The sequence below is a fragment of the Intestinibacillus sp. Marseille-P6563 genome, assembly GCF_900604335.1.
GTDB lineage: Bacteria > Bacillota > Clostridia > Oscillospirales > Butyricicoccaceae > Butyricicoccus_B.
Genome location: NZ_UWOD01000001.1, coordinates 1,313,022 through 1,336,711 on the forward strand (window position 1 = coordinate 1,313,022; position 23,690 = coordinate 1,336,711).

Here is a 23,690-nt window from a genome sequence, read left to right on the forward strand (position 1 = left end):
CAGTTAAACATAAAACAGCATTTCGCCGTAGGTCGGCAGCGGCCAATCGGATGCTGCCACCTGGGTTTCGAGTGCATCGGCCACCGCACGTGCGGCATCCATGGCAGCAATGACCGTATCGTGGTAATACTGTGCCGCCTGCTGCACGTCCGCCGGGATGGTTTCGAGCGCCTGTGCCAGCGCGTCGCGCTTTTGCATCAGGTCGGCCGTCTGTTCGGCCAAGTCACGTGCCAGCTGGGTCTCCGCCGACGCCTGAACACCGATGGATGCCTTGGCCGCCGCACTCTGGGCCACCTTGCCCGAGTAAGCGACCACTGCCGGGATAATCTGGCGGCTCAGCAGTTCGAGCGAGGTCAGCGCTTCGATCTGGATGGTCTTAGCATATTCTTCGAGCAGGATTTCTTCACGCGACTGCATCTCGGCCTGCGTATAAACGCCGTGCGCCTGGAACAGCTTGACGTTCTTGTCGTCAGTGTAGTGCGGCAGCGCTTCCGGGGTGGACTTGAGGTTCATCAGCCCACGCTTTTCGGCTTCGATCGGCCAATCAGCGCCGTAGCCGTTGCCGTTGAAGATGATGCGGCGGTGCGCCTTGATCTCGCGGCGGATGAGCGTACCGAGGGCAGCGTCGAAATCGCTGGCGGCTTCCAGTTCGTCGGCGAACTGGCGCAATTCCTCGGCGACCGCGGTGTTGAGCATGATGTTGGGGCAGGCAATGTTGAGCGCCGAACCCAGCATACGGAATTCAAACTTGTTGCCGGTAAAGGCAAAGGGCGAGGTGCGGTTGCGGTCGGTCGTATCCTTGGGGATGGGCGGCAATACAGCGGCGCCAATGTCCATCATGGTCTTAGCTGCATCGGTGTAGTCGACGCCCGACACGATGGCATCCAAAATAGCTTCCAGTTCCTCGCCGACGAACATGGACATGATCGCCGGCGGCGCTTCGTTTGCGCCCAAACGGTGGTCATTGCCGGCCGACGCGACCGAAATGCGCAGCAGATCCTGGTATTCGTCCACTGCCTTGATGACTGCGGTCAAAAACAGCAGGAACTGGGCATTGGCCGACGGGCTCTTGCCCGGCTCGAGCAGGTTTTCACCCGCATCGGTGGAGATCGACCAGTTGTTGTGCTTGCCCGAACCATTGACGCCCTCAAACGGCTTTTCGTGCAGCAGGCAGACAAAGCCATGCTTATCCGCCACGCGCTTCATGACCTCCATGGTCAGCTGGTTGTGGTCGGTGGCGATGTTGGTGGTGGTAAAGATGGGCGCCATTTCATGCTGGCAGGGTGCGACTTCGTTGTGCTCGGTCTTGGAATAAATGCCAAGCTTCCAAAGTTCCTCGTCCAGATCCTCCATAAAGGCCTTGACGCGCGGACGGATGGAACCAAAGTAATGATCCTCCATCTCCTGCCCCTTGGGCGCCTTGGCGCCAAAGAGCGTGCGGCCGGTCAGAATCAAATCCGGACGCTGCGCATAATGCTTCTTATCGATCAGGAAATATTCCTGCTCGGGGCCGACCGTGGTGGTCACACGCTTGACATCCTTGCCAAAGAGCTTTAAAACCCGGCAGGCCTGGTTGCTGATGGCGTCCATCGAGCGCAGCAGCGGGGTCTTTTTATCGAGCACCTCGCCGGTGTAGGAGCAGAACGCCGTCGGGATGCACAAGGTGTTATCCTTAATAAACGCATAGGAGGTCGGGTCCCAGGCCGTGTAGCCGCGGGCCTCAAAGGTCGCACGCAGACCGCCCGACGGGAACGAAGACGCATCCGGTTCGCCCTTGATGAGCTCCTTGCCCGAAAACTCCATAATGACCGCGCCATCGCCGCACGGGGATAGGAACGAGTCGTGCTTTTCAGCCGTCACGCCGGTCATGGGCTGGAACCAGTGGGTGAAGTGCGTCGCGCCCTTGGAGATGGCCCAGTCCTTCATCGCGTTGGCGACCACGCCTGCGATCTGGGGGTCGAGCGCTGTGCCCTCGGTCATGGTGCGCTTGAGCGCCTTATAGGTTTCCTTGGGCAGCCGTTCCTTCATGGCAGCTTCGTTAAACACCATGCTGCCGAACAATTCGGGTACATTCCGCATTGTCTTTTCCTCCTAAGTATTCAAGATGTGCCGGGGAAAAAAGAAAAAGCGCCGCAGTCAAATCTTTGACCGCAGCGCCTTTGCTGTTCACGAGCCAAATTATAGGCCGGTTTTGCAGCTTTGTCAAGGCGTTTTTCCAGGTAAATTTTTATTTTTACCGAACTTCGCCGCATTTTACAAGGCATTCCCCCTTTTTTCTCCCCCGTTTTATGAAAAATGCAAGAAATGAATTCTCCTCCTGCATTTTCGCATTTTTCCTCTTGACCATTGCCCGCCCGTGCGGTACAATAAGCCCATGAACAAAGGCGTTCCTCCAGATAGCAGAACTGCTAGAGGGCTTCCCCTCTCTGCTGCGCTCTGGATGAGCGCCTTTTTTCGTTTTCCGGGCAGGGACGCCCGGTTTGGCAGCCCCTTTTTCATTACAAATCGGAGCTGCCTTGTGATTTTTGTGAGGAGGGAGATCCCCATGCTTTTGAAAGAAGGTCAAGTCCGCATCCCGGCCGGCTGCGCCATCTCCGGCATCTTCCATAAGGACGGCAAACGTGAAAATGGTGAAAACATCATTCGCTCGATCGCTACCATGCACGACCGCTCCAATGGACTGGGCGGCGGTTTTGCCGCCTATGGCATTTATCCGGAATATAAAGATGATTATGCGTTCCACGTGTTTTTCGACGACGAGCGCGCCAAGGAGGCGTGTGAAGCCTTCTTAAAAAAGAATTTTGAGGTCATCTCCATGGCCAAGATCCCGACCCGCCGGCACCCCCGCATCACCGACGAGCCCATGATCTTCCGCTATTTTGTCCAGCCGCTGCCGACCGTTCTCGAGTTTTCGCAGCTCGACGAACGCGAATTCGTCGCCCGCCGCGTCATCTATGTCAACCACAACATCGACGGCGCGTACATCTTCTCTTCGGGCAAGAATGTCGGTGTCTTCAAGGCCAACGGCTACCCCGAAGATGTCGGCGAATACTACATGCTGGAAAACTATGAGGCTTACTCGTGGACCTGCCATGGCCGCTATCCGACCAACACCCCCGGCTGGTGGGGCGGCGCGCATCCGTTTGCGCTGCTGGACACCACGGTCGTCCACAACGGCGAAATTTCCAGCTATGACGCCAACCGCCGGTTTATTGAGATGTTCGGTTATTCGTGCGACCTGCTGACCGACACCGAGGTCATTACCTATATTATCGATTACCTGGGCCGCAAGCTGGGGCTGACCTATCCCGAGATCGCCAATGTCATTGCCGCGCCCTTCTGGTCGACCATTGAAAGCAAGGAACCGGCCGAGCGCGAGCGCCTGACCTACTTGCGCAACGCATTCGCTTCCCTGCTCGTCACCGGCCCGTTCTCCATCCTGGTGGGCTTTGACGGCGGCCTGATGGCCCTCAATGACCGTCTGAAGCTGCGCTCGATGGTGGTCGGCGAAAAGGACGAAACGGTCTATATCGCGTCCGAAGAATGCGCCATCCGCGTAGTGGAACCCGAGCTGGACCGCATCTGGGCGCCGCGCGGCGGCGAAGCGGTCATCGTCCATTTAAATGATAGGGGGCAGCAGTAATGGCTATTGATTTTCTGTATCCGCAATATGAGGTGGTCCGTAACATGGACCGCTGCATCACCTGCCGCGCCTGCGAACGCCAGTGCGCAAACGAAGTCCATAAATACGATGTCGATTTTGGCTACATGACCTCGGACGAGAGCAAGTGCGTCAACTGCCACCGCTGTGTATCGCTCTGCCCGACTCGGGCGCTCAAGATCGTCAAGACCGACCATACCTTTAAAGAGAACGCCAACTGGACGGGCAAGGCCATTTCCGAGGTCTACCGCCAGGCAGGTTCGGGCGGTGTCCTGCTCAGCTCCATGGGCAACCCGGAACCCTACCCGATCTACTGGGATAAAATCCTCATCAACGCCTCCCAGGTGACCAACCCGTCCATCGACCCGCTGCGCGAGCCGATGGAAACCCGCACCTTCCTCGGCAAAAAGCCGGGCAAGATCGAGCGCGACGCAAACGGCAACCTGATTCCCAATATGGCGCCTCAGCTCAAGCTCGACGTGCCGATCATGTTCTCGGCCATGAGCTACGGTTCGATTTCCTACAACGCGCACGCATCGCTCGCCCGCGCGGCCGTCGAGCTCGGCACCTACTACAACACCGGTGAGGGCGGTCTGCACGAGGACTTCTACCAGTACGGCCCGCACACCATCGTCCAGGTTGCATCCGGTCGTTTCGGTGTCCATAAAGATTACCTGGAAGCCGGCGCCGCCATTGAAATCAAGATGGGCCAGGGCGCAAAGCCGGGCATCGGCGGCCATCTACCCGGCCTGAAGGTTGGTCCGGACATCTCCAAGACCCGTATGATCCCCCGCGGCACGGACGCCATCTCCCCGGCGCCCCACCACGATATTTACTCGATCGAAGACCTGCGGCAGCTTGTCTTCTCGCTCAAGGAAGCGACCGATTACAAAAAGCCGGTTATGGTCAAGATTGCGGCTGTGCACAACGTTGCGGCCATCGCATCCGGCGTGGCCCGCTCGGGCGCAGACGTCATCTGCATTGACGGCTACCGCGGCGGCACGGGCGCTGCGCCCACCCGCATCCGCGACAGCGTGGGTATCCCGATCGAGCTGGCGCTCGCGGCAGTCGACCAGCGGCTGCGCGACGAGGGCATTCGCGACCAGGTATCCATCGTCGTGGGCGGCTCCATCCGTAACTCGGGCGACCTGCTCAAGGCCATTGCCCTGGGCGCCGACGCCTGCTACATCGCTACCTCGGCCCTGCTGGCACTCGGCTGCCACCTGTGCCGCACCTGCCAGACCGGCAAGTGCAACTGGGGCATTGCCACCCAGCGCCCCGATCTGGTCAAGCGCTTAAACCCCGACATCGGCTCCAAGCGTCTGGTCAACCTGGTGACCGCCTGGGACCACGAGCTCAAGGAAATGATGGGCGGCATGGGCATCAACTCCATCGAAGCGCTGCGCGGCAACCGCCTGATGCTGCGCGGACTGGGGCTGAACCAGAAGGAACTGGACATTTTGGGTATCAAGCACGCGGGCGAATAAGGAGGCAACATGAAACGGGTATATGTCAACGAAAAATGGTGCCTTGGCTGCCATTTATGCGAATATTACTGCGCTTTTGCCAACTCGGGCAAGTCCTCGATGGTCAAGGCGCTCAAGGACCACAAGATCGCGCCCCGCATCAAGATCGAGGAGCGCAACAACATTTCCTTTGCGGTATCCTGCCGCCACTGTGACGACCCTTTATGCGTCAAGGGCTGCATCTCGGGTGCGCTGACCATCGAAAACGGGGCCGTGCACATCGATTCGGACAAATGCGTCGGCTGCTGCACGTGCATCCTGTCCTGCCCCTACGGCGCGCTCAGCCATTCCGAGCAGGGCGCCATCCAGAAATGTGAACTGTGTCAGAAAAACGAGTTTGGCCAGCCCATGTGTGTCCAGGGCTGCCCGAACAAAGCCATTGTCTACGAGGAGAGGTGAACGGTATGCAGTATGTCATCATCGGCGGCGGCACCGCAGCCGTGGGAACCATTGAAGGCATCCGCGCGGTGGACCGCACAGGTCCGATCACGCTGATTTCCGCCGAACCCTATCCGGTTTACGGCCGTCCGCTCATCTCCTACCTGCTGCAAGGCAAAACGACCGAAGAAAAGATGTTCGGCTACCGTCCAGCCGACTTTTACGAGAAAAACGGCGTGACTCCCCACCTGGGCCAGACAGTCCAGGCGGTGGATGCCGCAGCCAAAACGGTCACGCTGGAAAGCGGCGAGACCTTCCCCTATGATAAACTGTGCATCTGCACCGGCTCGCGGCCGTTCGTACCGCCCATGGAAGGCCTGGACCAGGTGCGCGAACAGACCAGCTTTATGACACTGGACGACGCCAAGAATCTTGACCACATGCTCGGCAATGCCAACGACAAGCGCGTGCTGATCGTCGGCGCGGGCCTCATTGGCCTCAAGTGCGCCGAAGGCATTCTGGAGCGCGCGCAGTCGGTGACGGTCATCGATATGGCGCCGCGCATCCTGCCCAATGTCATGCTCGAACGCCCGGCGGCCATCATCCAGCAGCATCTCGAGCGCAAGGGTGTTATGTTCCATTTGAGCGACTCGGTTGCCCGGTTTGACACCCCGACGCACGCGATTCTGCAAAGCGGCCTGGGCATCGACTTTGACGTACTAGTCGTTGCGGTCGGCGTACGTCCCAACACCGGCCTTGCCGAAATGGCGGGCTGCACCGTCGAGCGCGGCATCCGTCTGGACGATCACATGCAGACCACGGTGCCGGATATCTACGCGGCCGGCGACTGCACGCTCTCGCACGACATCTCGTGCGATACCGACCGCATTCTGGCCATCCTGCCGGGCGCCTACATGCAGGGCGAAACGGCGGGCCGCAATATGGCGGGCGGCAACGCGACCTTTGACAAGGCCATCCCCATGAACGCTTCGGGCTTTTTGGGGCTGCACATGGTCACCGCGGGCTCGTACGAGGGCACGCAGTATCTGGACGACAACGAGGACGGCTACAAGCTGCTCGTCACCCGGGACGACCACCTGGTCGGCTTTATCCTGCTGGGTGACATCGAACGTGCGGGCATCTATACCTCGCTCATCCGGGAGCGCACCCCGCTTTCGTCCATCGACTTTGACCTCATCCGCGAAAAACCGCAGCTGATGGCCTTCTCTTCCACCGAACGCGCCAAAAAACTGGGAGGTGCACGCGCATGGTAATCACGGCAAACACCACATACTATAAAGGGCTCAACGAGCAGATCCGCGCCTGCGCCGATGCCGAGATCACCGTGCGCGAGATCTACGGCCAGCGCTACCTGGGCTGTGGCAGCTCGGATAAGACTTTCAAACTCTACGGTACGCCGGGCAACGGCCTGGGCCAGTACCTGTCCGGCTCGACCATCGAGGTGTTCGGCAACTGCCAGGAGGCAGTCGGCGACACCATGAACGACGGCGAGATCATCGTACACGGTAACGTGGGAGACGCCTGCGGCTACGGCATGCGCGGCGGCCGTATCCTCATCGAAGGCAATGTCGGCTATCGTGCCGGCATCCACATGAAGGCCTATCTGGATAAGTTCCCGGTGGTCATCGTGGGCGGCTGCGCCGGTTCGTTTTTGGGCGAATACCTGGCCGGCGGGCTGATCGCCGTACTCGGCCGGGGCGCAAACGGCGCGCTGCCGTGCAGCTACTTCTGCGGCACGGGCATGCACGGCGGCAAGATCGTCCTGCGCTGCGACGAAAAGCCGTCCGGCCTGCCGCCGCAGGTACTCGTGCGCGAAATGAACGACGAGGACCGCGCCGAACTGATGCCCCATCTGGCCGCTTATTGCCAGCATTTCGGCTCGACCCCCGAAGAAATTCTGTCCGAACGTTTTTATGTCTTGACGCCTAACCCGGAGGCGGGGTATAAACAATTATATACGTTCGAATAATTCCTTTGGGAGGTTTGTTTATGAGCACTTCTATCAGCGACGTTCTGGAGTTCATCGAGGACAACGACGTCAAGTTTATCCGCCTGGCCTTCTGCGACATCTTCGGCATGCAGAAGAACATCTCCATTTTACCGGGCGAACTGATGCGCGCCTTTTCCGACGGCATCTGCTTTGACGCGTCTGCCCTGACCGGGTTTATGAATGTGGAATCGAGCGATCTGCTGCTGTTCCCCGACCCGTCGACCCTGTGTGTGCTGCCCTGGCGGCCGTCGACCGGGCGCGTGGTGCGCTTCTTCTGCGACATCCGGTATCCGGACGGCCAGCCCTTTGAGGGCGACGGCCGCCACCTGCTGCGGCAGGCGGTCGATCGGATGCACGACAAGGAGCTGACCTGCATGCTGGGCACTGAGTGCGAATTTTATCTGTTCATGCTCGATGAAAACGGCGCGCCCACCCGCATCCCGCACGATACGGCGTCCTATTTTGATGTGGCACCCCTCGACCGCGCGGAAAATGTGCGCCGCCAGATCTGCCTGACGCTCGAAGAAATGGGCATCCAGCCCGAAGCATCCCACCACGAGCAAGGCCCCGGCCAAAATGAGATCGATTTCAAATACTCGGGCGCGTTGCAGGCCGCGGACAATATGGTCACCTTCAAATGGGTGGTTAAGACCATTGCCAGCTCGAGCGGTCTGTTTGCTTCCTTCCTGCCCAAGCCACTCGCAGGCGAACCGGGCAGCGGGCTGCACATCAACCTGTCGCTCTTCCGTGGCGGCAAGAACATCTTCCGCGACCCGAGCGTGGCCCATTCCAAGACCGTGGAATCGTTCATCGCTGGTATCCTGGCGCATGCGCGCGAGATGAACCTGTTTTTCAATCCCCTGGTCAACTCCTACGAGCGCCTGGGAGAGTTTGAAGCGCCGCGGTTCATCACCTGGTCGCACCAGAACCGTTCGCCCCTCATCCGCATCCCGGCGGCGCAGGGCAGCCACCGGCGCATGGAATACCGCGCGTCCGACGGCACTCTCAATCCCTATCTGGCCTTTACCCTGCTGCTGCACGCCGGCATGGATGGCGTCGAACGCGGCCTGAAGCTTCCCGAACCCTGCAACATCAACCTGTTTACGGCAAACGAAGACGAACTTTCGACCTATGAATCCCTGCCCGGTTCGCTGGAGGAAGCGATTGACGCGGCCGCGGCCAGCGAATTTGTGCGCCAAGTGCTGCCTGCACGCACACTGGAAAGCTATCTCTCTGCCAAGCGGCAGGAATGCCGCCAATATGTGACCTATCACACGCCCCAGGCAGCCGCTTACAAGCTCTATTTTGAACGCTACTAACCCGCGTTTTCACAACCGACACCAAAAGGGGGAACCCAACCCATGGAGCCTGTACTCATTGCTGCCCCAGCCGAAAAAGGCTATGTATCCTTATCCAAAGCCTTGACCGGATTTCTGGGCAAGCTGTCCTGTGTTTGGGCGCCCAGCGGCGCTCAGGCACGCCGCTGTATCGCGGAAAATGACTGGGGGCTTGTGATTGTCAGCGCGCCGCTGCCCGATGAAGCGGGCGCGGATTTGGCGCAATATGCGTGTGCGCAAACCGGTGCAGGGGTGCTGCTGTTGGTCAAGGAGGACATTGCCGAAACCTTGCCCGGCGCGGTGGCCGACGCCGGTGTGCTCGTTCTGACCAAGCCGCTGGAGCGGACCGGCTTTTTGGGGGCGGCACGCCTGGCGCTGGCCACCCACCACCGCATCGATGCGCTCGAACGCGAAAACCGCAAACTGCGCACCCGGCTGGACGATCTGCGGCTGATCAGCCGCGCCAAATGTGTGCTGATCGAATGCTGCGGCATGACCGAACCCGAGGCGCACGCCTATATCGAAAAGCGCGCCATGGACACCCGCCAGACCCGGCGGGACGTGGCACGCGAACTTCTGGAATCCACTCCCCCCTAAATTTTGGCTGTCTGCAAGCCCAGGAAGGAACCTTTATTCATGACCAAATATATCTTTGTAACCGGCGGCGTGGTGTCCGGCCTTGGCAAGGGCATCACGGCTGCATCGCTCGGCCGGCTGCTCAAAAGCCGGGGCCTCAAAGTGGCCGCCCAAAAGCTCGACCCGTATATCAACGTCGACCCGGGCACCATGAGCCCCTTTCAGCACGGCGAAGTGTTCGTCACCGAGGACGGCGCCGAGACCGACCTCGACCTCGGCCATTATGAACGCTTCATCGACGAGGACTTAAACCGCTTTTCCAACCTGACCACCGGCAAGGTGTACTGGAACGTGCTCAACAAAGAGCGCGCGGGCGAATACCTGGGCGAAACCGTGCAGGTCATCCCGCACATCACGGGCGAGATCAAATCGTTCATCTACTCGGTCGGCAAAAAGACCGGGGCCGATGTGGTCATCACCGAGATCGGCGGCACGACCGGCGATATTGAATCCCAACCCTTCCTGGAAGCCATCCGGCAGGTGGCGGCTGAAACTGGTCGCCGCAACTGCCTGTTTTTACACGTGACGCTGGTGCCCTTCATCGACGGGTCGGACGAACCCAAGAGCAAACCTACCCAGCACTCGGTCAAGGAGCTGCGCGGCATGGGCATCCAGCCTGACCTCATCATCTGCCGCACCGACCGCCCGCTGGATGACGACATCCGGGCCAAAATCTCGCTGTTCTGCAACGTGCGGCCCGACTGTGTCATCGAAAACCGGACGGTGCCGGTGCTGTACCGCGCGCCGCTCATGCTGGAGGAAAGCCATCTGTCCGACATCGTCTGCCGCGAACTGGCGCTTGACGCGCCCGAAGCCGATCTGTCCGACTGGATGGAGATGCTCGGCCGCATCGATGCTCGGCGCGGCCATGTCAAGATCGCGCTGGTGGGCAAATATGTCCGCCTGCACGACGCCTATCTGTCGGTCGCCGAAGCACTCCAGCACGCCGGCTACGAGACCGGCCATTTTGTAGACATCGACTGGGTCGATTCCGAAGAACTGTCCGACGCCACGGCCGACAAACTGCTCGGCCAGGCCGATGGTATCATCCTGCCCGGAGGCTTTGGCGGTCGCGGGGTGGAAGGCATGCTGTGCGCGGCCACCTATGCGCGCACGCATGGCATCCCCTACTTCGGCATTTGCCTGGGCATGCAGGTGGCTGTGATCGCCTATGCACGCAGTGTGCTCGGCTGGACGGACGCCAACTCGTCCGAGTTTGACCCGCACACCGCCCATCCGGTCATTGACCTGATGGACAGCCAGCAGGGCGTCAGCCAAAAGGGCGGCACTATGCGCCTGGGCGCGTATCCGTGTGCCGTGCAGCCGGGCACCCGGCTGGCACAGGCCTATGGCTGTGCCGCCATCAGCGAACGCCATCGGCACCGCTATGAATTTAACAATCTCTTCCGCGCCGAACTGGAACAGGCCGGCTTGGTCGTTTCGGGCACCTCGCCTTCGGGTGAACTGGTCGAAACGGTCGAGCTGCCCGAGCACCCGTTTTACGTCGGGGCGCAGTTCCATCCGGAGTTCAAGTCCCGCCCCAACCGGGCGCATCCCCTGTTCCGCGCCTTTCTGGAGGCGTCCGCGGCGCGTATTTGATTTTTCGATCTCTCCTATTTTTACCCTCTTTGGAGCCGGTCCCCGCCTTTGGTGCGTTGGGCCGGCTCTTCCCATTTCCAGTGCCATTTCTGCCTGCTTTTTTGAAAAAATCCGCCCTTCGGCGCAGAAAAACCTGGTTTCGGCGATTGCAATTTGGATAAACTTGTAGTACACTTAATTTTGTATGGCACTGAACGGCCAAACATGCACGATATGGCCGAATTTCGACCTTTTTGGCCCCTCGGTTTCGTGCATGTTTTCGCTTGATATTTCATACCATTTCGGTGTATATTTTAGATAGTAGAAAACGCCATAAGGAGGCGACCATTTTCCCATGAGTAAATTTGTTTACGCGGACAATGCGGCCACCACGCCCCTGTCCGAATCGGCATATAACGCTATGAAACCGTGGCTGACCGAGTTTTACGGCAACCCGTCCTCGCTCTACCGCATCGGCAATGAGGCACGGCACGCGATGAACCAGGCACGCCGTCAGGTCGCAACCGCCCTGAACGCAGCCGACCCGTCCGAAATCATCTTTACTGGCGGCGGCTCGCAGGCGGACAACCTGGCCATCACCGGTTTTGTCAAGGGTCCGTCGGCCAAGGGCCGCCGGCACATCATCACCTCGAAGATCGAGCATCACGCGGTGCTTTACACCTGCGAAGCGCTCGAAAAAGAGGGTTTCCCGGTCACTTACCTGAATGTAGATAAAGAAGGCCACATCGATCTGGAGCAGCTGAAAAGCGCCATCACTGATGACACCGCCCTGGTGACCATCATGGCCGCCAACAACGAGATCGGCACCATCCAGGACCTCAAGGCCATCGCCGAAATCGCACACGCGCACGGCGCGGTGTTCCACACGGATGCCGTACAGGCCGTTGGCCATATGCACATCGACGTGCAGGAAATGGGCATCGATATGCTCAGCCTGTCGGCGCACAAGTTCCGCGGCCCCAAGGGCATCGGCGCGCTGTATGTCAAGAAGGGCATCGCATTAAAGCCGCTGGTCTACGGCGGCGGCCAGGAGCGCGGCCTGTGCTCGGGCACCGAGAACGTGGCCGGTATGGTCGGTTTGGGCCAGGCCATCGAGGATGCCTGCGGCGACAATCTGGACAAGAAGATGGGCTATGTTCGCCGTCTGACCGACCGTCTGGTCAAGGGCATTATGGACAAGGTTCCCTACACTCACTACACGGGCGACCCGGTCAACCGTCTGCCGGGCACGGCGTCGTTCGTCTTTGAAGCCATTGAGGGCGAAGGCCTGATTTTGCGACTGGACTTTGCCGGCATCTGCGGCTCGACCGGTTCGGCCTGCTCGACCGGCTCGCTCGACCCCAGCCATGTGCTCATGGCCATCGGCCTTCCGCATGAGATCGCGCACGGTTCGCTGCGTCTGACGCTGGGCGAACAGAACACCGAAGAGGATGTCGATTACCTGATCGACACCGTGACCGACGTGGTCGCCGGTCTGCGCGAAATGAGCCCGGTTTGGGAAAACGGCAAGCCCAACCTGACCGCGGCCAGCGAACTGCATGCACACTGAGTTTACGAGATTTCAATAAAGGAGCAAAACGATTATGGCAATGGAATACAGCGAAAAGGTCTATGACCATTTCACCCATCCGCGCAACGTCGGCGAGATCGAGGACGCCAACGGCGTCGGCGAAGTCGGCAACGCCAAGTGCGGCGATATTATGAAGATCTACCTCAAGGTGTCCGATGACGGCGTTATTGAGGATGTCAAGTTCAAGACCTTCGGCTGCGGCGCTGCGATTGCGACCAGCTCCATGGCTACCGAAATGGTCAAGGGCAAGACGATCGAAGACGCGCTCAAGCTGACCAACCAGGCGGTCGCCGAAGCGCTGGACGGTCTGCCGCCGGTCAAGATGCACTGCTCGGTGCTGGCCGAAGAAGCGCTGCGTTCGGCCATTGCCGACTACTACAAGCGCATGGGCAAGGACCCGGAACCGCTTCTGGGCTGCAATATGGACTGTGCACACTGCCACGGCGGTGAGCATTGATTCTCTCCAACACGCATAAAATAGGGCAGATTGAAAAATCTGCCCTTTTGGCATTTGTGAAAAATCTGGTGATGAAATGAACGAAATCACGCGCAGTATCTGCAATACAACCGAATACGAACAGCTTCTCACCGGCCTGCGGGACGGCAAGGCTCCCGCCATGGCCGTCGGCCTGCCGCCAGTGGGCAAGGCGCTGCTGGCGGCTGCCCTACATCATGACACCAGCCGCCCGGTGCTGCTGCTGACCGATGACGAAGCGGCGGCCCGCCGCTTGGCGGACGACCTTTCCGCCCTGACCGAAAAAAACGTGCTGCGCATCCCGGAGCGCGATTTTGTTATGCTCGGCGTGGAGTCGTCCTCCCGCCAATATGAACAAGCCCGCATCGCCGCCCTGTGGCAGCTGACCGAAGGCGCGCCGCTCATGGCTGCGTCGGTCGCCGCCCTCACCCAGGCCAGCATCCCGCCCGCGGCGCTTGCACAGGCGGCGTTCATCCTGTCTGAAGGCGAAACCCGCCCGCTCAGCGAAATTACGGCCGCGCTGACCGCGGCCGGGTATCAGCGCAGCACCCAGGTCGAAGGTCCGGGTCAGTTTTCGGTGCGCGGCGGCATCCTCGACCTGTTCCCGCCCCAGCAGGCTGCACCGGTGCGCGTCGAGTTCTGGGGCGATGACATCGACTCGATGGCATACTTTGACGTCGGTTCCCAGCGGCGCGGCGCGCGGGTGGAAACCCTCACCTGCCTGCCGTGCATGGAAGCTCTGCCCGGCCTGTGCGACGGCGGGGTCGAGGGCCTGTGCCGCAAGCTGGAAGCTGCCCTCAAGACCCGCCGCAAAAAGCATCCTGATTTGGAAGAAAACCTGCGTCGGGACATCGAGCGCCTGCGCGAGACCGGTTCGCTCCCAGCGGCGGATAAATACCTGCCCCTTCTCTATCCTGACGGTGCGACCGCGCTCGACTACCTGCCCGAAAACACGATCGTCCTCATCGACGACACGCCCCGCCTGCGCGAAGCGAGCCGCGGCTTTGTCCAGCGGCTGGCGGGCGACATCGAAGCGCTGACCGAGCGCGGCGAACTGCCGCCTTCGACCGGGTATGCGCTGAACTTTGCCGAGCTGGCCGAGCGGCTGTGCGCCCTGACCGCCGTGCGGGCAGATACCTTCTTAAATTCGGTGCCCGAACTGGCGCCCCAAACGCTGGTCAGCTTTACCCTGACCCAGATGAACGCCTACGGCGGCAGTCTGGACATGGCAGCGGCCGACATTGCCGCGTATGCGGCGTCCGGCCGGGCGGTCGCGGTGCTGTGCGGGTCGGAAATGCGCTGCCAGAGCATGTTCGAAGCCCTGGACGCGCACGATGTCCCGGCGCGGCTGAGCCGCAAGATGCCGGCAAACGGCCATGTGCACATCATGGAAGGCGCGCTGAGCGCGGGTTTTGACTTCCCCGCGCCGGGGCCGATCGTTCTGACCGAAGGGCAGATCTTGGGCCGCCGGGCACGCAAAAGCGCGGTCAAAAAGTCCAACCGCGACCGGGTCAAGAGCTACACCGACCTGACGCCCGGCGACCTGGTCGTCCACGAGCACCACGGCATCGGCCGCTTTGTGGGCATGGAGCGCATGACCGTGGACGGCGCCGACCGCGATTTTGTCAAGATCGCCTTTGCCGGGACTGACTTTCTCTATGTCCCGGCGACCAATCTGGACCTGATCTCCAAATACATCGGCGGCGGGTCGGACCCGGAAAAGACCAAGCTCAACAAGCTGGGCGGCGCCGACTGGTCCAAGGCACGCGCCCGCGCCAAGGCAGCTGCCAAGGAGCTGGCCGAAGGGCTGGTCAAGCTGTATGCCGAGCGCGCCAAGCTCAAGGGTTATGCCTTCCCGGCGGACGACGTCTGGCAGCAGGAATTCGAGGAATCCTTCCCCTATGAAGAAACCGACGACCAGCTGCGCTGCGTGCAGGAGATCAAGGCCGACATGGAATCCGATCGGCCGATGGACCGCCTGCTCTGCGGCGACGTGGGCTTTGGCAAGACCGAAGTCGCCCTGCGCGCGGTGATGAAGTGCATCCTGGCCGGCAAGCAGGCGGCCATTCTGGTGCCGACCACCGTGCTGGCCCGGCAGCATTACCTGACTGCCAAGAGCCGCTTTGCCGGGTATCCCATCAAAATTGAGCTTTTAAGCCGCTATAAGACCGGCTCAGAGCAGAAAAAAATCCTCGAGCAGCTGCAAACCGGCATGATCGACCTGATCATCGGTACGCACAAGCTGTTTAACAAAAAGATCGCTTTCCACGACCTCGGCCTGCTCGTTATCGACGAGGAACAGCGCTTCGGCGTTTCCCACAAGGAAACGCTCAAGGAAATGAGCCGTCAGATCGATGTGCTTACCCTGTCCGCGACCCCCATCCCGCGCACGCTCAACATGGCGCTGTCCGGTATCCGCGACATGTCGGCCATTGAGGAGCCGCCGCACGACCGCCACCCGGTGCAGACCTATGTGCTCGAATACAACGAAGCGCTCATTCTGGATGCCATCCGGCGCGAATTGGCGCGCGGCGGACAGGTCTACTATCTGCACAACATCGTTGAATCGATCGACCGCACGGCTTCCCGTCTGCAAAAGGCGCTGCCCGATGCGCGCATCGGCGTCGCGCACGGCAAGATGACCCAGCGCGAATTATCCGCTACCATGACCCAGATGGCCGACGGCGAAATCGACATTCTGGTCTGCACGACCATCATCGAGACCGGTATCGACATCCCGAACGCCAACACCCTCATCATCGAAAACGCCGACCATATGGGTCTGGCCCAGCTGCACCAGATCCGCGGTCGGGTGGGCCGCTCGTCGCGCCGGGCGTTCGCTTATCTGACCTATCGCCGCGGCAAGGCGCTGAGCGAAATCTCGCAAAAGCGGCTGAGCGCGGTGCGTGAATTTGCCGAGTTTGGCTCGGGCTTCAAGATCGCTATGCGCGATTTGGAAATCCGCGGCGCGGGCAATGTGCTCGGCCCCGAGCAGTCGGGCCACATGATGAGCGTGGGTTATGACCTCTACCTCAAGCTGCTCGAAGAAGCCGTTCTGGAAGAAAAGGGCCAGACCCCGGCGCCCCGTGTCGAATGCGCAGCTGATTTGACCTTGTCGGCCAACCTGCCGGCCGACTATGTGGCTGACCCCGGCCAGCGCGTGGACCTGTACCGCCGCATTGCGCTCATTCGCTCGGAGGACGCGCGCTCGGACCTTTTGGACGAACTCATCGACCGCTATGGCGAACCGCCGGCCGAAGCGGTGGCCCTGCTGGACATCGCGCTGCTGCGCGCCGAAGCGTCCGACGCCGGCGTGACCGAAATCAAGCAACAGGACGGTCGCCTGCTGCTCACCTTCCAAAACCCCGATTTCCAGCGCCTAAGCGTGCTGTGCGGCGACAAAGACTACAAGGGCCGCCTGCTGCTCAACGCGGGCAGCAAGCCCTATATCTCGCTGCGCATGAACAAGGGCGAAGTCCCGCTCGGGCTGGCCCGCAGCCTGGTGGAGAAATACGCCGCCACGGCAAAATAAAATTTCAAACGTACACTTTTTGGGTTGACAAAAGAGTTAGCTTATGCTAACATATAGGCAGTCAAGGAAAGCTCTGTGCGGGAGGCGGCCCATCGGCCCCTTTGAGCGCTTTGGCGACCAACTTTTTTGTCCCGTTTCACCACCTCTTCAAGCAAAGAAACGCCTTTCGATCCTCTGTTTTATCCCAGGGGACCGGAAGGCGTTTTTTTATTTTTTCGGAGGAGGGCCGCCATGCGTCTGGACCACGGTGGACGGCGGCTGCGGTTTGCCATCCGGCCGCTCGGTGCTCAAGGCCTTGCCCAGATGCTCCTTAAGCGCATGGCCCTTGCGCTCTTCTTTCGAGCTGATGGTGACCACCATTTGGTCGTCCTGCTCGCCGGTCAGGGAACCGTCACGGTACATGGCGTCCACCGTGTCGACCATCGCTCGGTCGATGTGGGTGAACTTGGGCACATTCTCGCGCAGCGCGCGCGCCAAGTCGGCCGATTCTTCTTCCAGCGGCCGCACATCCAGCACCTGGTCGAAGCGGTTGAGCGTATATTCGACCGAACTGTTGGTGTCCAAACTGACATAGGTATAAGGTTCATATGCTGCATATACGCCGGTGGTCGCCATCGCGCACAGCATCGCCACGCAGGCTGCCCACGTGAGCGGCTTTTTCCACCGGCGGCGGGGCCGGGTGTCCAGTATGATCTGCTCGCCCACGGCGCGGCCTTTGGCCGGGACCAGATGCACGATCCCATCTTCCCCCAGCGCTGCCGCCTGACGGCCACGCGTTTCCACGATTACAGCCCGCATGAAGCAACCTCCTTCCGTATGGTCTGTAAATAGGCAGACAGGGTCGGAAATTCGCCGCGCAACAGCAGCGCGGCGGCAATGATATATTCCCGGTGTCGTTCAATGAGTTTCTTTTTGACACCACTGTGCTGCGCCAGCGCCTGCACCGGCAGGGTATGTGTCCGCTCGAGTTGCCGGAACAGATCGCTGGTATGCAGCAGTGTGGCGACCACAGCGGCGCACCCTTTGCGGGTCTTTTCCGCCCGCGGGGAACATTTGCCCAAATCATAAAAGCAAAAGCCATAGGGTGCAAACAATGCGTTGGCCGCCTCGATCTCCTCGGCGGCTGTTGCTGTCGCTGGGTTGGCGATTTTTTCTACGACGGCGCGCTGCACTTCGGCATCGGCGTCGTCGCTTTCGACCGCCCCATCAAACACCTGGGGCGCCAGCGGTACTTCGGATGAAAACCGGCGCACCGCACGGTAATGGTCGGTCAGTCTGCGGCTGATGATCAGCCGTGCCCACGCCGGAAAGGCGCCGGCTTCGGCGTCATAGGTGCGCACGGCCTCATAAAAGGCAAAGAGCGCGACCGAAAATTCATCATCGCTGCGCGTCACTGCAAAGCCCGCGCACCGGGAGGCGGCCCGCAGGATAAAGGGCTGAGACTCTTTCAAAAAGTCTTCCAAAAATGCGCGGTCCTGCTGCGCGCGTGCGACCTGCTGCATCGTCTGCATCCGAGCCGCCTCCTTTCCGCTGGAATGCTTCCATTATAGAAAAGGAATGTGTTCAATTTGTGTAAAATTGATTGTAAAACGCGCAAACTTATGCCTGATTCATCCGCTGCAACACAGCTGCGACCTCGGCCCGGGTGGCGGTCGCCTGCGGCGACAGGGTATCCGTGCTTGTACCGGTCAGGATGCCGTTTTCCACGCACCAGCACAAGGCATCCTCAGCATAGGCCGAAACCTGCGCCGCATCGGTGTAAGCGCTCAAGCTGCCTTCGGTCGCGGGCGAACCGGCATAGCGATACAGCATGGCAGCCAGTTGCTCGCGGGTGATGGCCTGCTCGGGCGAAAAGGCGGTATCCGACGTTCCGGCGATCACGCTCTGCTCGGCGGCCCATGCGACCGCATCGGCGTAATACGCACCCGCTGTCACATCAGCAAAGGTCGTCTGTGCGGTGGTTTCCGGCTGCCCAGCCAGACGATATAAAACAGTTGCCAGCATGCCGCGCGTCATCGAAGCGTTTGGAGCAAAGGTGTTGGTGCTTTCGCCGCTCATCAGGCCCTCCGATGATACGTAAGCGACCGCCTGAGCAAACCAGTCATCCGCGCTTACATCCTGAAAGGTAGAGGTCGGCTGTCCCTGAGGCATCGAGGAAGTCGCCGTACCCAAAACGGCTTCTGCTTCGGCTGCGACTTCCCCATCGACCAGCAGCGTATAGGTTTCCCCTTCGGTCACATCGGCCGAAGTAAAGATCACATTCGGTACACTGCCGACCGCGGTGGCTGTGTACAGCGTCTGCCCGTCAGCGTTCTGGATGGTCACCGTGCTGCCGCTCTGAATGGAAAAGGCGCCTTCCATCTCCATGCCGCCCGGGCGTTCACCGTCCGGCATTTCAGGGCGTTCGCCATCCTGCGGACGGGTCGTGCCGTCCGGACGCTGCATCTCGCCCGCTTCGGGCGGGGTGAAATCCGAAGGCATGTCATCCGGCAGCGTGGTGCTGTCTGGCAGGGTAGTACCGTCCGGCCGTGTGCCGCCGCCCATACCGCCGTGCATTCCGCCGCCACCCATCATATTCGAGGCATTGCCAAAGAGCACATAGGCCTGGGTACCAGCTGTGGGGGGCATGCCTGCACCCAGCAGGGTGCCGCCGTCCAAGGTAAACGTACCGTCGCAATCAATGGCCGTATCGCCGCCGGTGTTGGCGCCATAGACTTCTACCGTGCCGTCTGCCAGCAAGATATCATGGTTGGAATCCAGACCATCTGCCCCAGCTTCCACATACAGGTCACCGCCGTAGATGTTGATGGCAAACAGGTCGCTGCGCTCCCCGATGTCACTGTTGGCCGCATTGACGCCATCGTCCGAAGCGGTAACATCGATATCGCCGTCATAAATGGTCACGGTCGTGCCTTCCAGCCCCTCATAGCAGTCCGTAATGGCGATCTGCGGCAGGCCGGTGCCCGCGTCCTGCGTGCCCATGGTCAACGCGTTATCGGCATGCAGCGCGTCATCGCCGGTCGCCAGCGTGAATGTACCGCCCGTGACCTGCAAATCGCTGTTCGTGTGCAGGGCATCGTCTGCGGTGTCCAGCGTAAAGCTGCCACCCGTAATGGTCAGGTTGCCGGTGGATTTCAGGCCCTTGCACGAGGACGCATCCTCTGCCAAGGTGGTTTCATGACCGCCGTTTGTTGTGATGGTAAACGCGCCGTCTGAAACGGTCAGCGCGCCGTCAGCCTGGATGCCATCCCCGGTCGCGTCCAGGGCAAACGTACCGCCGGTGATCGTGATATCACCCTTGGAAACCGTATCCGGTGCGGTCGCATCGTCCACATCGGGCGAAGCCTTGATGGCGTCGCCGCCTGCGGTGATGTCCAGCGTGCCGCCCGCAATGGTCAATACATTGTCGCAGGACAAACCGTCATCCACGGCCGTGATGTCCAGTGCGAGTTCGTCTACGGCAATGGTCGATTCGGCGGCACCCTTGATGCCGTTTTTATAGTTACCCGTGACGGTCAGCGTGCCGGTGCCGCCCAAGGTGAGCGAGCCGCCAGTCTTGACTTTGATGGCCGCGCTTTCATCGTTGGCCGAAGCGCTGTCCGAGACCGTGTTCTGGCTGCCTGCATCCACCAACAGCGATGCTTCGGCCGATTTGTTGATGGTAATTGGCGAAGTCGTTGAGGACGACAGGGTCAGACCATCGAGCACCAGGGTCACGCCGGTGACTTCCTTCTTGACGGTGATCGTACCGTCTGCGCACGATCCAGAAAAGACATAGGTGCCCGCCTCGGTGATGGAAACCTGGGTGCCGTCGATCTCATACCCATCGTATTTGCCGGCAGCGGTGACTGCTGCATCGGAAAACGACAGCAGCGTGGCATTGGACTCGGTATAATCGGCCGCGCAGGCGGTCGCGGGCAGCAGGGTCACTGCCATGCTGGCGGCCACCAGCCCGGATAATAATTGTTTCATGGTGATTCCTCCTTTATAGGGTTTCCCGCACCTGCGGGACCTTGCCGCAGACAATGTCCAAATTGCCGTTGCGGCAGCGGATGGCATCGATGAGCTGTTTTTCGATGTCTGTGGATTTGAGGGTAATGCGGTAGTGCAGGTTATACAGACTGCCCATATTGGTCGTGCGCACCGAGATCAGTTCGGACGACCGGGTATATTCATAAAACAGGTCATCAAACAGGCCGGTATAATCCAGATTTTCCGGAATGGTGATCTTGAGTTCCTTTTCTTCGAGCGGCTTCTTGCCGAATGACAGCACCGAATAGATCATCAGCAGCAGGCATACGACCACGCCGGTGATGGCCGCTACGCCGACATAGCCCATGCCGGTGGCAAGACCCAGGGTCATGGCGAGGAAAATGCAGGTGATATCCCGCGCCGAACCGGCGGCCGACCGGAAGCGCACCAGACTGAACGCACCCGACACCGCGACACCGGCGCCGATGTTGCCGTTGACCAGCAAAATGATCGACTGTACGAGCACCGGCAGCAACGCAAGTGTGATTGCCATAGACTGGGTATAGGCATTGCGGAACATATAAACCGCCGCGACCAGGGCACCGAGCGCGAGCGATACGACCATACAAATGGCAAAGTTCTGTACGGTCAGTCCGGATACCAAAATCGAACCACAAAGCGCATCAAGCACAGAAAACGCCCCCTTTCGTTGCGGTCTCCCCGCGCAGCATGATTTGATAAGCCCGCCCATATTTGGAGAAATGGGTGGGGAAAATTCCGGCTTCGGACAGCGCCCGTGCCAGCCAGATGGGCGTCACGCCTGGGATTTTGATTTCCATCAGGCGCAAACCGTTCTCCATCACCGGCTGCCCATCCAGGCCGCGCGCCAGGTCGAGCGCCTGGTCGCGCCAGCGGATGTTCGAATCGAAGGTAATGCGCAAAGCGGGCTGGTGACGGTCAAACACTGCATAACGGTCATAGCAGATGCACATGGCCGGTTGCAGCCCTTCATAAAATCCGCGGAACCATTCGATCTCGCGGGAGATCTGGCTGACTTCGGGCGCCGGACCTCCGGCCAAATAATCCACAGCCTGTGCATAAGGCATGGCAATGCGCCGTTTGTAGACAACGTGGTCGAATTTCTTTTTGATTTCGACAAAGGCTTCGGTACCGGCGTGCGGTGTGCGGTAGGTACGCAGACGGAGTTTTTCCTTGTATGCCGGCCGGTCGAGCGAACGGCGGATGAGCCGGAAATCTGGGGTGTCATAATAGATATTGCCGATTGTCGATTGCGCAAACCGGTCGGGCACCATACGCGGCTCCAAGACCATCGATAGATATTCATACTGTTCTGGGGTCACCAGATATTTTTTTTCGTAGCGTTGGAATACGCCTTGATAAGCATTCACAAAGTTCAGATCCTTTCTGCATGATTTTGTCCTTCACTTATTCATGCGGAAGGACCATCCGATTTTTTGGGGTTGGTCACAGAATCTTCACAAAAAACCTGAATTTGTAATATGCCCCTGCTTTGAAGCACAAAAAACCGTGGAAGGCCCTTCTTGCAAAAGGCTTCCACGGTTTGCTTAATTTTGATGCCGTACCACGGTATAGTCGTCGCCCGGCCGGAAATAGGGGCACTGCCGATACTGCCCTTCCAGATACCGCGCTGCGACATCCTCCTCCCACAGCGCCGCGCAGGTGTATTCTTCATACTCCTCATCGTAGTCGCTGAACATACAAGCTTCACAAAGGTCCTGCATTTCGTCCCTCCTTTTATGCCAAAAAAGGGCTGGTCAACCCAGCCCTTTTTATCTTTATTCTGCCGAACTTGCAGCCGAAGCACTCGACGATGCCGCCGAGGAGCTTGCGGCGCCCGACGAAGTCGAGCCGCCCAGCAGTTCGGAGATGTCCGGAACCGCACCAGCTTCTTCGCCCAGTACGTCTGCAATGGTCAGATTTTCATGCCCTTCCGGGTATTCGATCTGTGCTTCTTCCATCCAGGTGTTGAGCAGGTCGTCGATGCTCTCGCCGGTCAGTGCATAGACCAGATCGGGCCGCATGGACTGATAGTCCTCGTCGGTCAGCGGCTCGCGGCGAATGATGTGCCAGCCAAATTCCGACTCAACCAGTTCCTTGGAAGTTTCACCCGGCTGCAGCGCCTTGACGCCGTTGACAAAGCCTTCGACATAGGTGCCGTCATCCTGGAAGATATAGCCTTCGGGCGAGAACTGCAGACCGGTATCCTCACTGTACTCGTTCATCAGTTCGTCAAAATCTTCGCCCGCATTGATGCGGTCCTGCAATTCCTGTGCCAGCTTCTGCTTTTCAGCCAGTGCATCCCCGGTCAGTTCGTTGCCTTCGTCATCGGTGTTGCGAATCAGAATATGCTTGGCCTTGTAATACTTATCGAATTCGGCACGCAGTTCGTCTTCCGAAGGTGCCTTTTCGCCGCCGACGCCAAAGTAGTATTCATCCAGGGCTTCCAGATAGTATCCCTGCGCAAAGATGTTGTTGTAAAATTCTTCATCCATGCCCATCGACGACAGCCAGGAATCAAAGTCCATGCCCTGCTTTTGCAGCTCGGTCTTGGTCTTGTTCATGGTGCTCTTGTAGTTCCATGCTGTGTCGCGGTCGAGCTTCAGGCCCAGTTCGTTAAAATGGTCCACGACGACGCGGGCATACAAACAGTTTTGGTCAGTGGCCTCAATCAGCTGCTGCAGAGCGTCCGGATACATCGACCAGACATAGGGGCCCATGCCCGAATTGCTCTCGATCATGGTCTTGCAGTAGCTGAAATAGTCGGCATATTCACCCTGACGGACTTCGGTCCCGTCAATGGTGATCATTACCGGTGCATCGGCGTCTTCGTTGACCGCATACGCCACCTGCGGCAGGCCGATCTGCATGGTCGCACCCAGGCAGACGGCTGTCATGGCCACGGTTGCAACGATGCGTTTTACACTATTTTTCATCATTCAAAATTCTCCCAT

The 23,690-nt window shown here is 59.6% G+C and carries 19 protein-coding genes; 11 read left to right on the forward strand and 8 right to left on the reverse strand.

Going from position 1 to position 23,690, the window contains the following annotated elements; translation table 11 throughout:
• Positions 1–3: 3 nt before the first annotated feature.
• A complete protein-coding gene (locus EFB11_RS06850) occupies positions 4–2,079 on the reverse strand; it encodes a glutamine synthetase III family protein (RefSeq protein WP_122789516.1) in 2,076 nt (691 codons plus the stop codon).
• A gap of 466 nt (positions 2,080–2,545) precedes the next feature.
• Between EFB11_RS06850 and EFB11_RS06860 the strand changes: the two genes are divergently transcribed.
• The 11 genes from EFB11_RS06860 (at position 2,546) to mfd (ending at position 16,725) form a co-directional block, all read left to right on the forward strand.
• Complete coding sequence (locus EFB11_RS06860) at positions 2,546–3,643, forward strand: class II glutamine amidotransferase (protein ID WP_122789518.1); 1,098 nt, start codon at positions 2,546–2,548, stop codon at positions 3,641–3,643.
• Positions 3,643–5,148: a glutamate synthase-related protein gene (locus tag EFB11_RS06865; RefSeq protein WP_122789519.1), complete on the forward strand. Its 1,506-nt coding sequence runs from the start codon at positions 3,643–3,645 to the stop codon at positions 5,146–5,148. Before EFB11_RS06860 ends, EFB11_RS06865 begins: the two co-directional genes overlap by 1 nt.
• A 9-nt stretch (positions 5,149–5,157) precedes the next feature.
• Complete coding sequence (locus tag EFB11_RS06870; protein WP_122789520.1) at positions 5,158–5,586, forward strand: 4Fe-4S dicluster domain-containing protein; 429 nt, start codon at positions 5,158–5,160, stop codon at positions 5,584–5,586.
• A gap of 5 nt (positions 5,587–5,591) precedes the next feature.
• A complete protein-coding gene (locus tag EFB11_RS06875) occupies positions 5,592–6,839 on the forward strand; it encodes an NAD(P)/FAD-dependent oxidoreductase (RefSeq protein ID WP_122789521.1) in 1,248 nt (415 codons plus the stop codon).
• A complete protein-coding gene (locus EFB11_RS06880; RefSeq protein WP_122789522.1) occupies positions 6,833–7,555 on the forward strand; it encodes a glutamate synthase in 723 nt (240 codons plus the stop codon). The genes EFB11_RS06875 and EFB11_RS06880 overlap by 7 nt, the downstream gene beginning before the upstream one ends.
• A 20-nt stretch (positions 7,556–7,575) precedes the next feature.
• The gene (locus EFB11_RS06885; RefSeq protein WP_122789523.1) at positions 7,576–8,895 is read left to right on the forward strand and encodes a glutamine synthetase family protein; all 1,320 of its coding nucleotides are present in this window, start codon (positions 7,576–7,578) and stop codon (positions 8,893–8,895) included.
• A gap of 42 nt (positions 8,896–8,937) precedes the next feature.
• Positions 8,938–9,510 carry an ANTAR domain-containing response regulator gene (locus EFB11_RS06890; protein ID WP_122789524.1) on the forward strand — a complete coding sequence of 191 codons (573 nt, stop codon included), beginning with the start codon at positions 8,938–8,940 and terminating at the stop codon, positions 9,508–9,510.
• 39 nt (positions 9,511–9,549) lie between these two features.
• Positions 9,550–11,148, forward strand: coding sequence for a CTP synthase (locus EFB11_RS06895; protein ID WP_122789525.1), 1,599 nt, complete (start codon positions 9,550–9,552; stop codon positions 11,146–11,148).
• A 334-nt stretch (positions 11,149–11,482) separates the two neighbouring features.
• Positions 11,483–12,697 (forward strand): cysteine desulfurase NifS, encoded by a 1,215-nt coding sequence (gene nifS, locus EFB11_RS06900; RefSeq protein ID WP_122789526.1) that lies wholly within the window; start codon positions 11,483–11,485, stop codon positions 12,695–12,697.
• Between the two features lie 40 nt (positions 12,698–12,737).
• Complete coding sequence (gene nifU / locus EFB11_RS06905) at positions 12,738–13,175, forward strand: Fe-S cluster assembly scaffold protein NifU (RefSeq protein WP_122789735.1); 438 nt, start codon at positions 12,738–12,740, stop codon at positions 13,173–13,175.
• Positions 13,176–13,251: 76 nt separating this feature from the next.
• Positions 13,252–16,725 carry a transcription-repair coupling factor gene (mfd, locus tag EFB11_RS06910; protein ID WP_122789527.1) on the forward strand — a complete coding sequence of 1,158 codons (3,474 nt, stop codon included), beginning with the start codon at positions 13,252–13,254 and terminating at the stop codon, positions 16,723–16,725.
• Between the two features lie 207 nt (positions 16,726–16,932).
• On the opposite strand, the gene EFB11_RS06915 is transcribed toward mfd, so the two are convergent.
• The 7 genes from EFB11_RS06915 to EFB11_RS06940 all read right to left on the reverse strand — a co-directional run bounded on the left by EFB11_RS06915 (position 16,933) and on the right by EFB11_RS06940 (position 23,675).
• Positions 16,933–17,523: an anti-sigma-I factor RsgI family protein gene (locus tag EFB11_RS06915; RefSeq protein ID WP_122789528.1), complete on the reverse strand. Its 591-nt coding sequence runs from the start codon at positions 17,521–17,523 to the stop codon at positions 16,933–16,935.
• On the reverse strand, positions 17,511–18,236 hold the full coding sequence (locus EFB11_RS06920) for a sigma factor (protein ID WP_122789529.1): 726 nt from the start codon (positions 18,234–18,236) through the stop codon (positions 17,511–17,513). Before EFB11_RS06920 ends, EFB11_RS06915 begins: the two co-directional genes overlap by 13 nt.
• A gap of 88 nt (positions 18,237–18,324) precedes the next feature.
• Entirely contained in the window at positions 18,325–20,697 is a 2,373-nt protein-coding gene (locus tag EFB11_RS06925; protein ID WP_164706647.1) for a carbohydrate-binding domain-containing protein, read from the reverse strand.
• Positions 20,698–20,710: 13 nt separating this feature from the next.
• Positions 20,711–21,388 (reverse strand): DUF4956 domain-containing protein, encoded by a 678-nt coding sequence (locus EFB11_RS06930; RefSeq protein ID WP_243115174.1) that lies wholly within the window; start codon positions 21,386–21,388, stop codon positions 20,711–20,713.
• Positions 21,381–22,106 (reverse strand): polyphosphate polymerase domain-containing protein, encoded by a 726-nt coding sequence (locus tag EFB11_RS06935; RefSeq protein ID WP_122789532.1) that lies wholly within the window; start codon positions 22,104–22,106, stop codon positions 21,381–21,383. Before EFB11_RS06935 ends, EFB11_RS06930 begins: the two co-directional genes overlap by 8 nt.
• A gap of 177 nt (positions 22,107–22,283) precedes the next feature.
• A complete protein-coding gene (locus tag EFB11_RS16815; RefSeq protein ID WP_164706648.1) occupies positions 22,284–22,460 on the reverse strand; it encodes a DUF6472 family protein in 177 nt (58 codons plus the stop codon).
• A 54-nt stretch (positions 22,461–22,514) separates the two neighbouring features.
• A complete protein-coding gene (locus EFB11_RS06940; RefSeq protein ID WP_122789533.1) occupies positions 22,515–23,675 on the reverse strand; it encodes a peptidylprolyl isomerase in 1,161 nt (386 codons plus the stop codon).
• Positions 23,676–23,690 lie beyond the last annotated feature (15 nt).

Bases quoted from the DNA above. Each gene is read 5' to 3' on its own strand.
- EFB11_RS06850 (WP_122789516.1), bottom strand. From the start codon at position 2,079: ATGCGGAATGTACCCGAATTGTTCGGCAGCATGGTGTTTAACGAAGCT.
- EFB11_RS06860 (WP_122789518.1), top strand. From the start codon at position 2,546: ATGCTTTTGAAAGAAGGTCAAGTCCGCATCCCGGCCGGCTGCGCCATC.
- EFB11_RS06865 (WP_122789519.1), top strand. From the start codon at position 3,643: ATGGCTATTGATTTTCTGTATCCGCAATATGAGGTGGTCCGTAACATG.
- EFB11_RS06870 (WP_122789520.1), top strand. From the start codon at position 5,158: ATGAAACGGGTATATGTCAACGAAAAATGGTGCCTTGGCTGCCATTTA.
- EFB11_RS06875 (WP_122789521.1), top strand. From the start codon at position 5,592: ATGCAGTATGTCATCATCGGCGGCGGCACCGCAGCCGTGGGAACCATT.
- EFB11_RS06880 (WP_122789522.1), top strand. From the start codon at position 6,833: ATGGTAATCACGGCAAACACCACATACTATAAAGGGCTCAACGAGCAG.
- EFB11_RS06885 (WP_122789523.1), top strand. From the start codon at position 7,576: ATGAGCACTTCTATCAGCGACGTTCTGGAGTTCATCGAGGACAACGAC.
- EFB11_RS06890 (WP_122789524.1), top strand. From the start codon at position 8,938: ATGGAGCCTGTACTCATTGCTGCCCCAGCCGAAAAAGGCTATGTATCC.
- EFB11_RS06895 (WP_122789525.1), top strand. From the start codon at position 9,550: ATGACCAAATATATCTTTGTAACCGGCGGCGTGGTGTCCGGCCTTGGC.
- nifS (WP_122789526.1), top strand. From the start codon at position 11,483: ATGAGTAAATTTGTTTACGCGGACAATGCGGCCACCACGCCCCTGTCC.
- nifU (WP_122789735.1), top strand. From the start codon at position 12,738: ATGGAATACAGCGAAAAGGTCTATGACCATTTCACCCATCCGCGCAAC.
- mfd (WP_122789527.1), top strand. From the start codon at position 13,252: ATGAACGAAATCACGCGCAGTATCTGCAATACAACCGAATACGAACAG.
- EFB11_RS06915 (WP_122789528.1), bottom strand. From the start codon at position 17,523: ATGCGGGCTGTAATCGTGGAAACGCGTGGCCGTCAGGCGGCAGCGCTG.
- EFB11_RS06920 (WP_122789529.1), bottom strand. From the start codon at position 18,236: ATGCAGACGATGCAGCAGGTCGCACGCGCGCAGCAGGACCGCGCATTT.
- EFB11_RS06925 (WP_164706647.1), bottom strand. From the start codon at position 20,697: ATGAAACAATTATTATCCGGGCTGGTGGCCGCCAGCATGGCAGTGACC.
- EFB11_RS16815 (WP_164706648.1), bottom strand. From the start codon at position 22,460: ATGCAGGACCTTTGTGAAGCTTGTATGTTCAGCGACTACGATGAGGAG.
- EFB11_RS06940 (WP_122789533.1), bottom strand. From the start codon at position 23,675: ATGATGAAAAATAGTGTAAAACGCATCGTTGCAACCGTGGCCATGACA.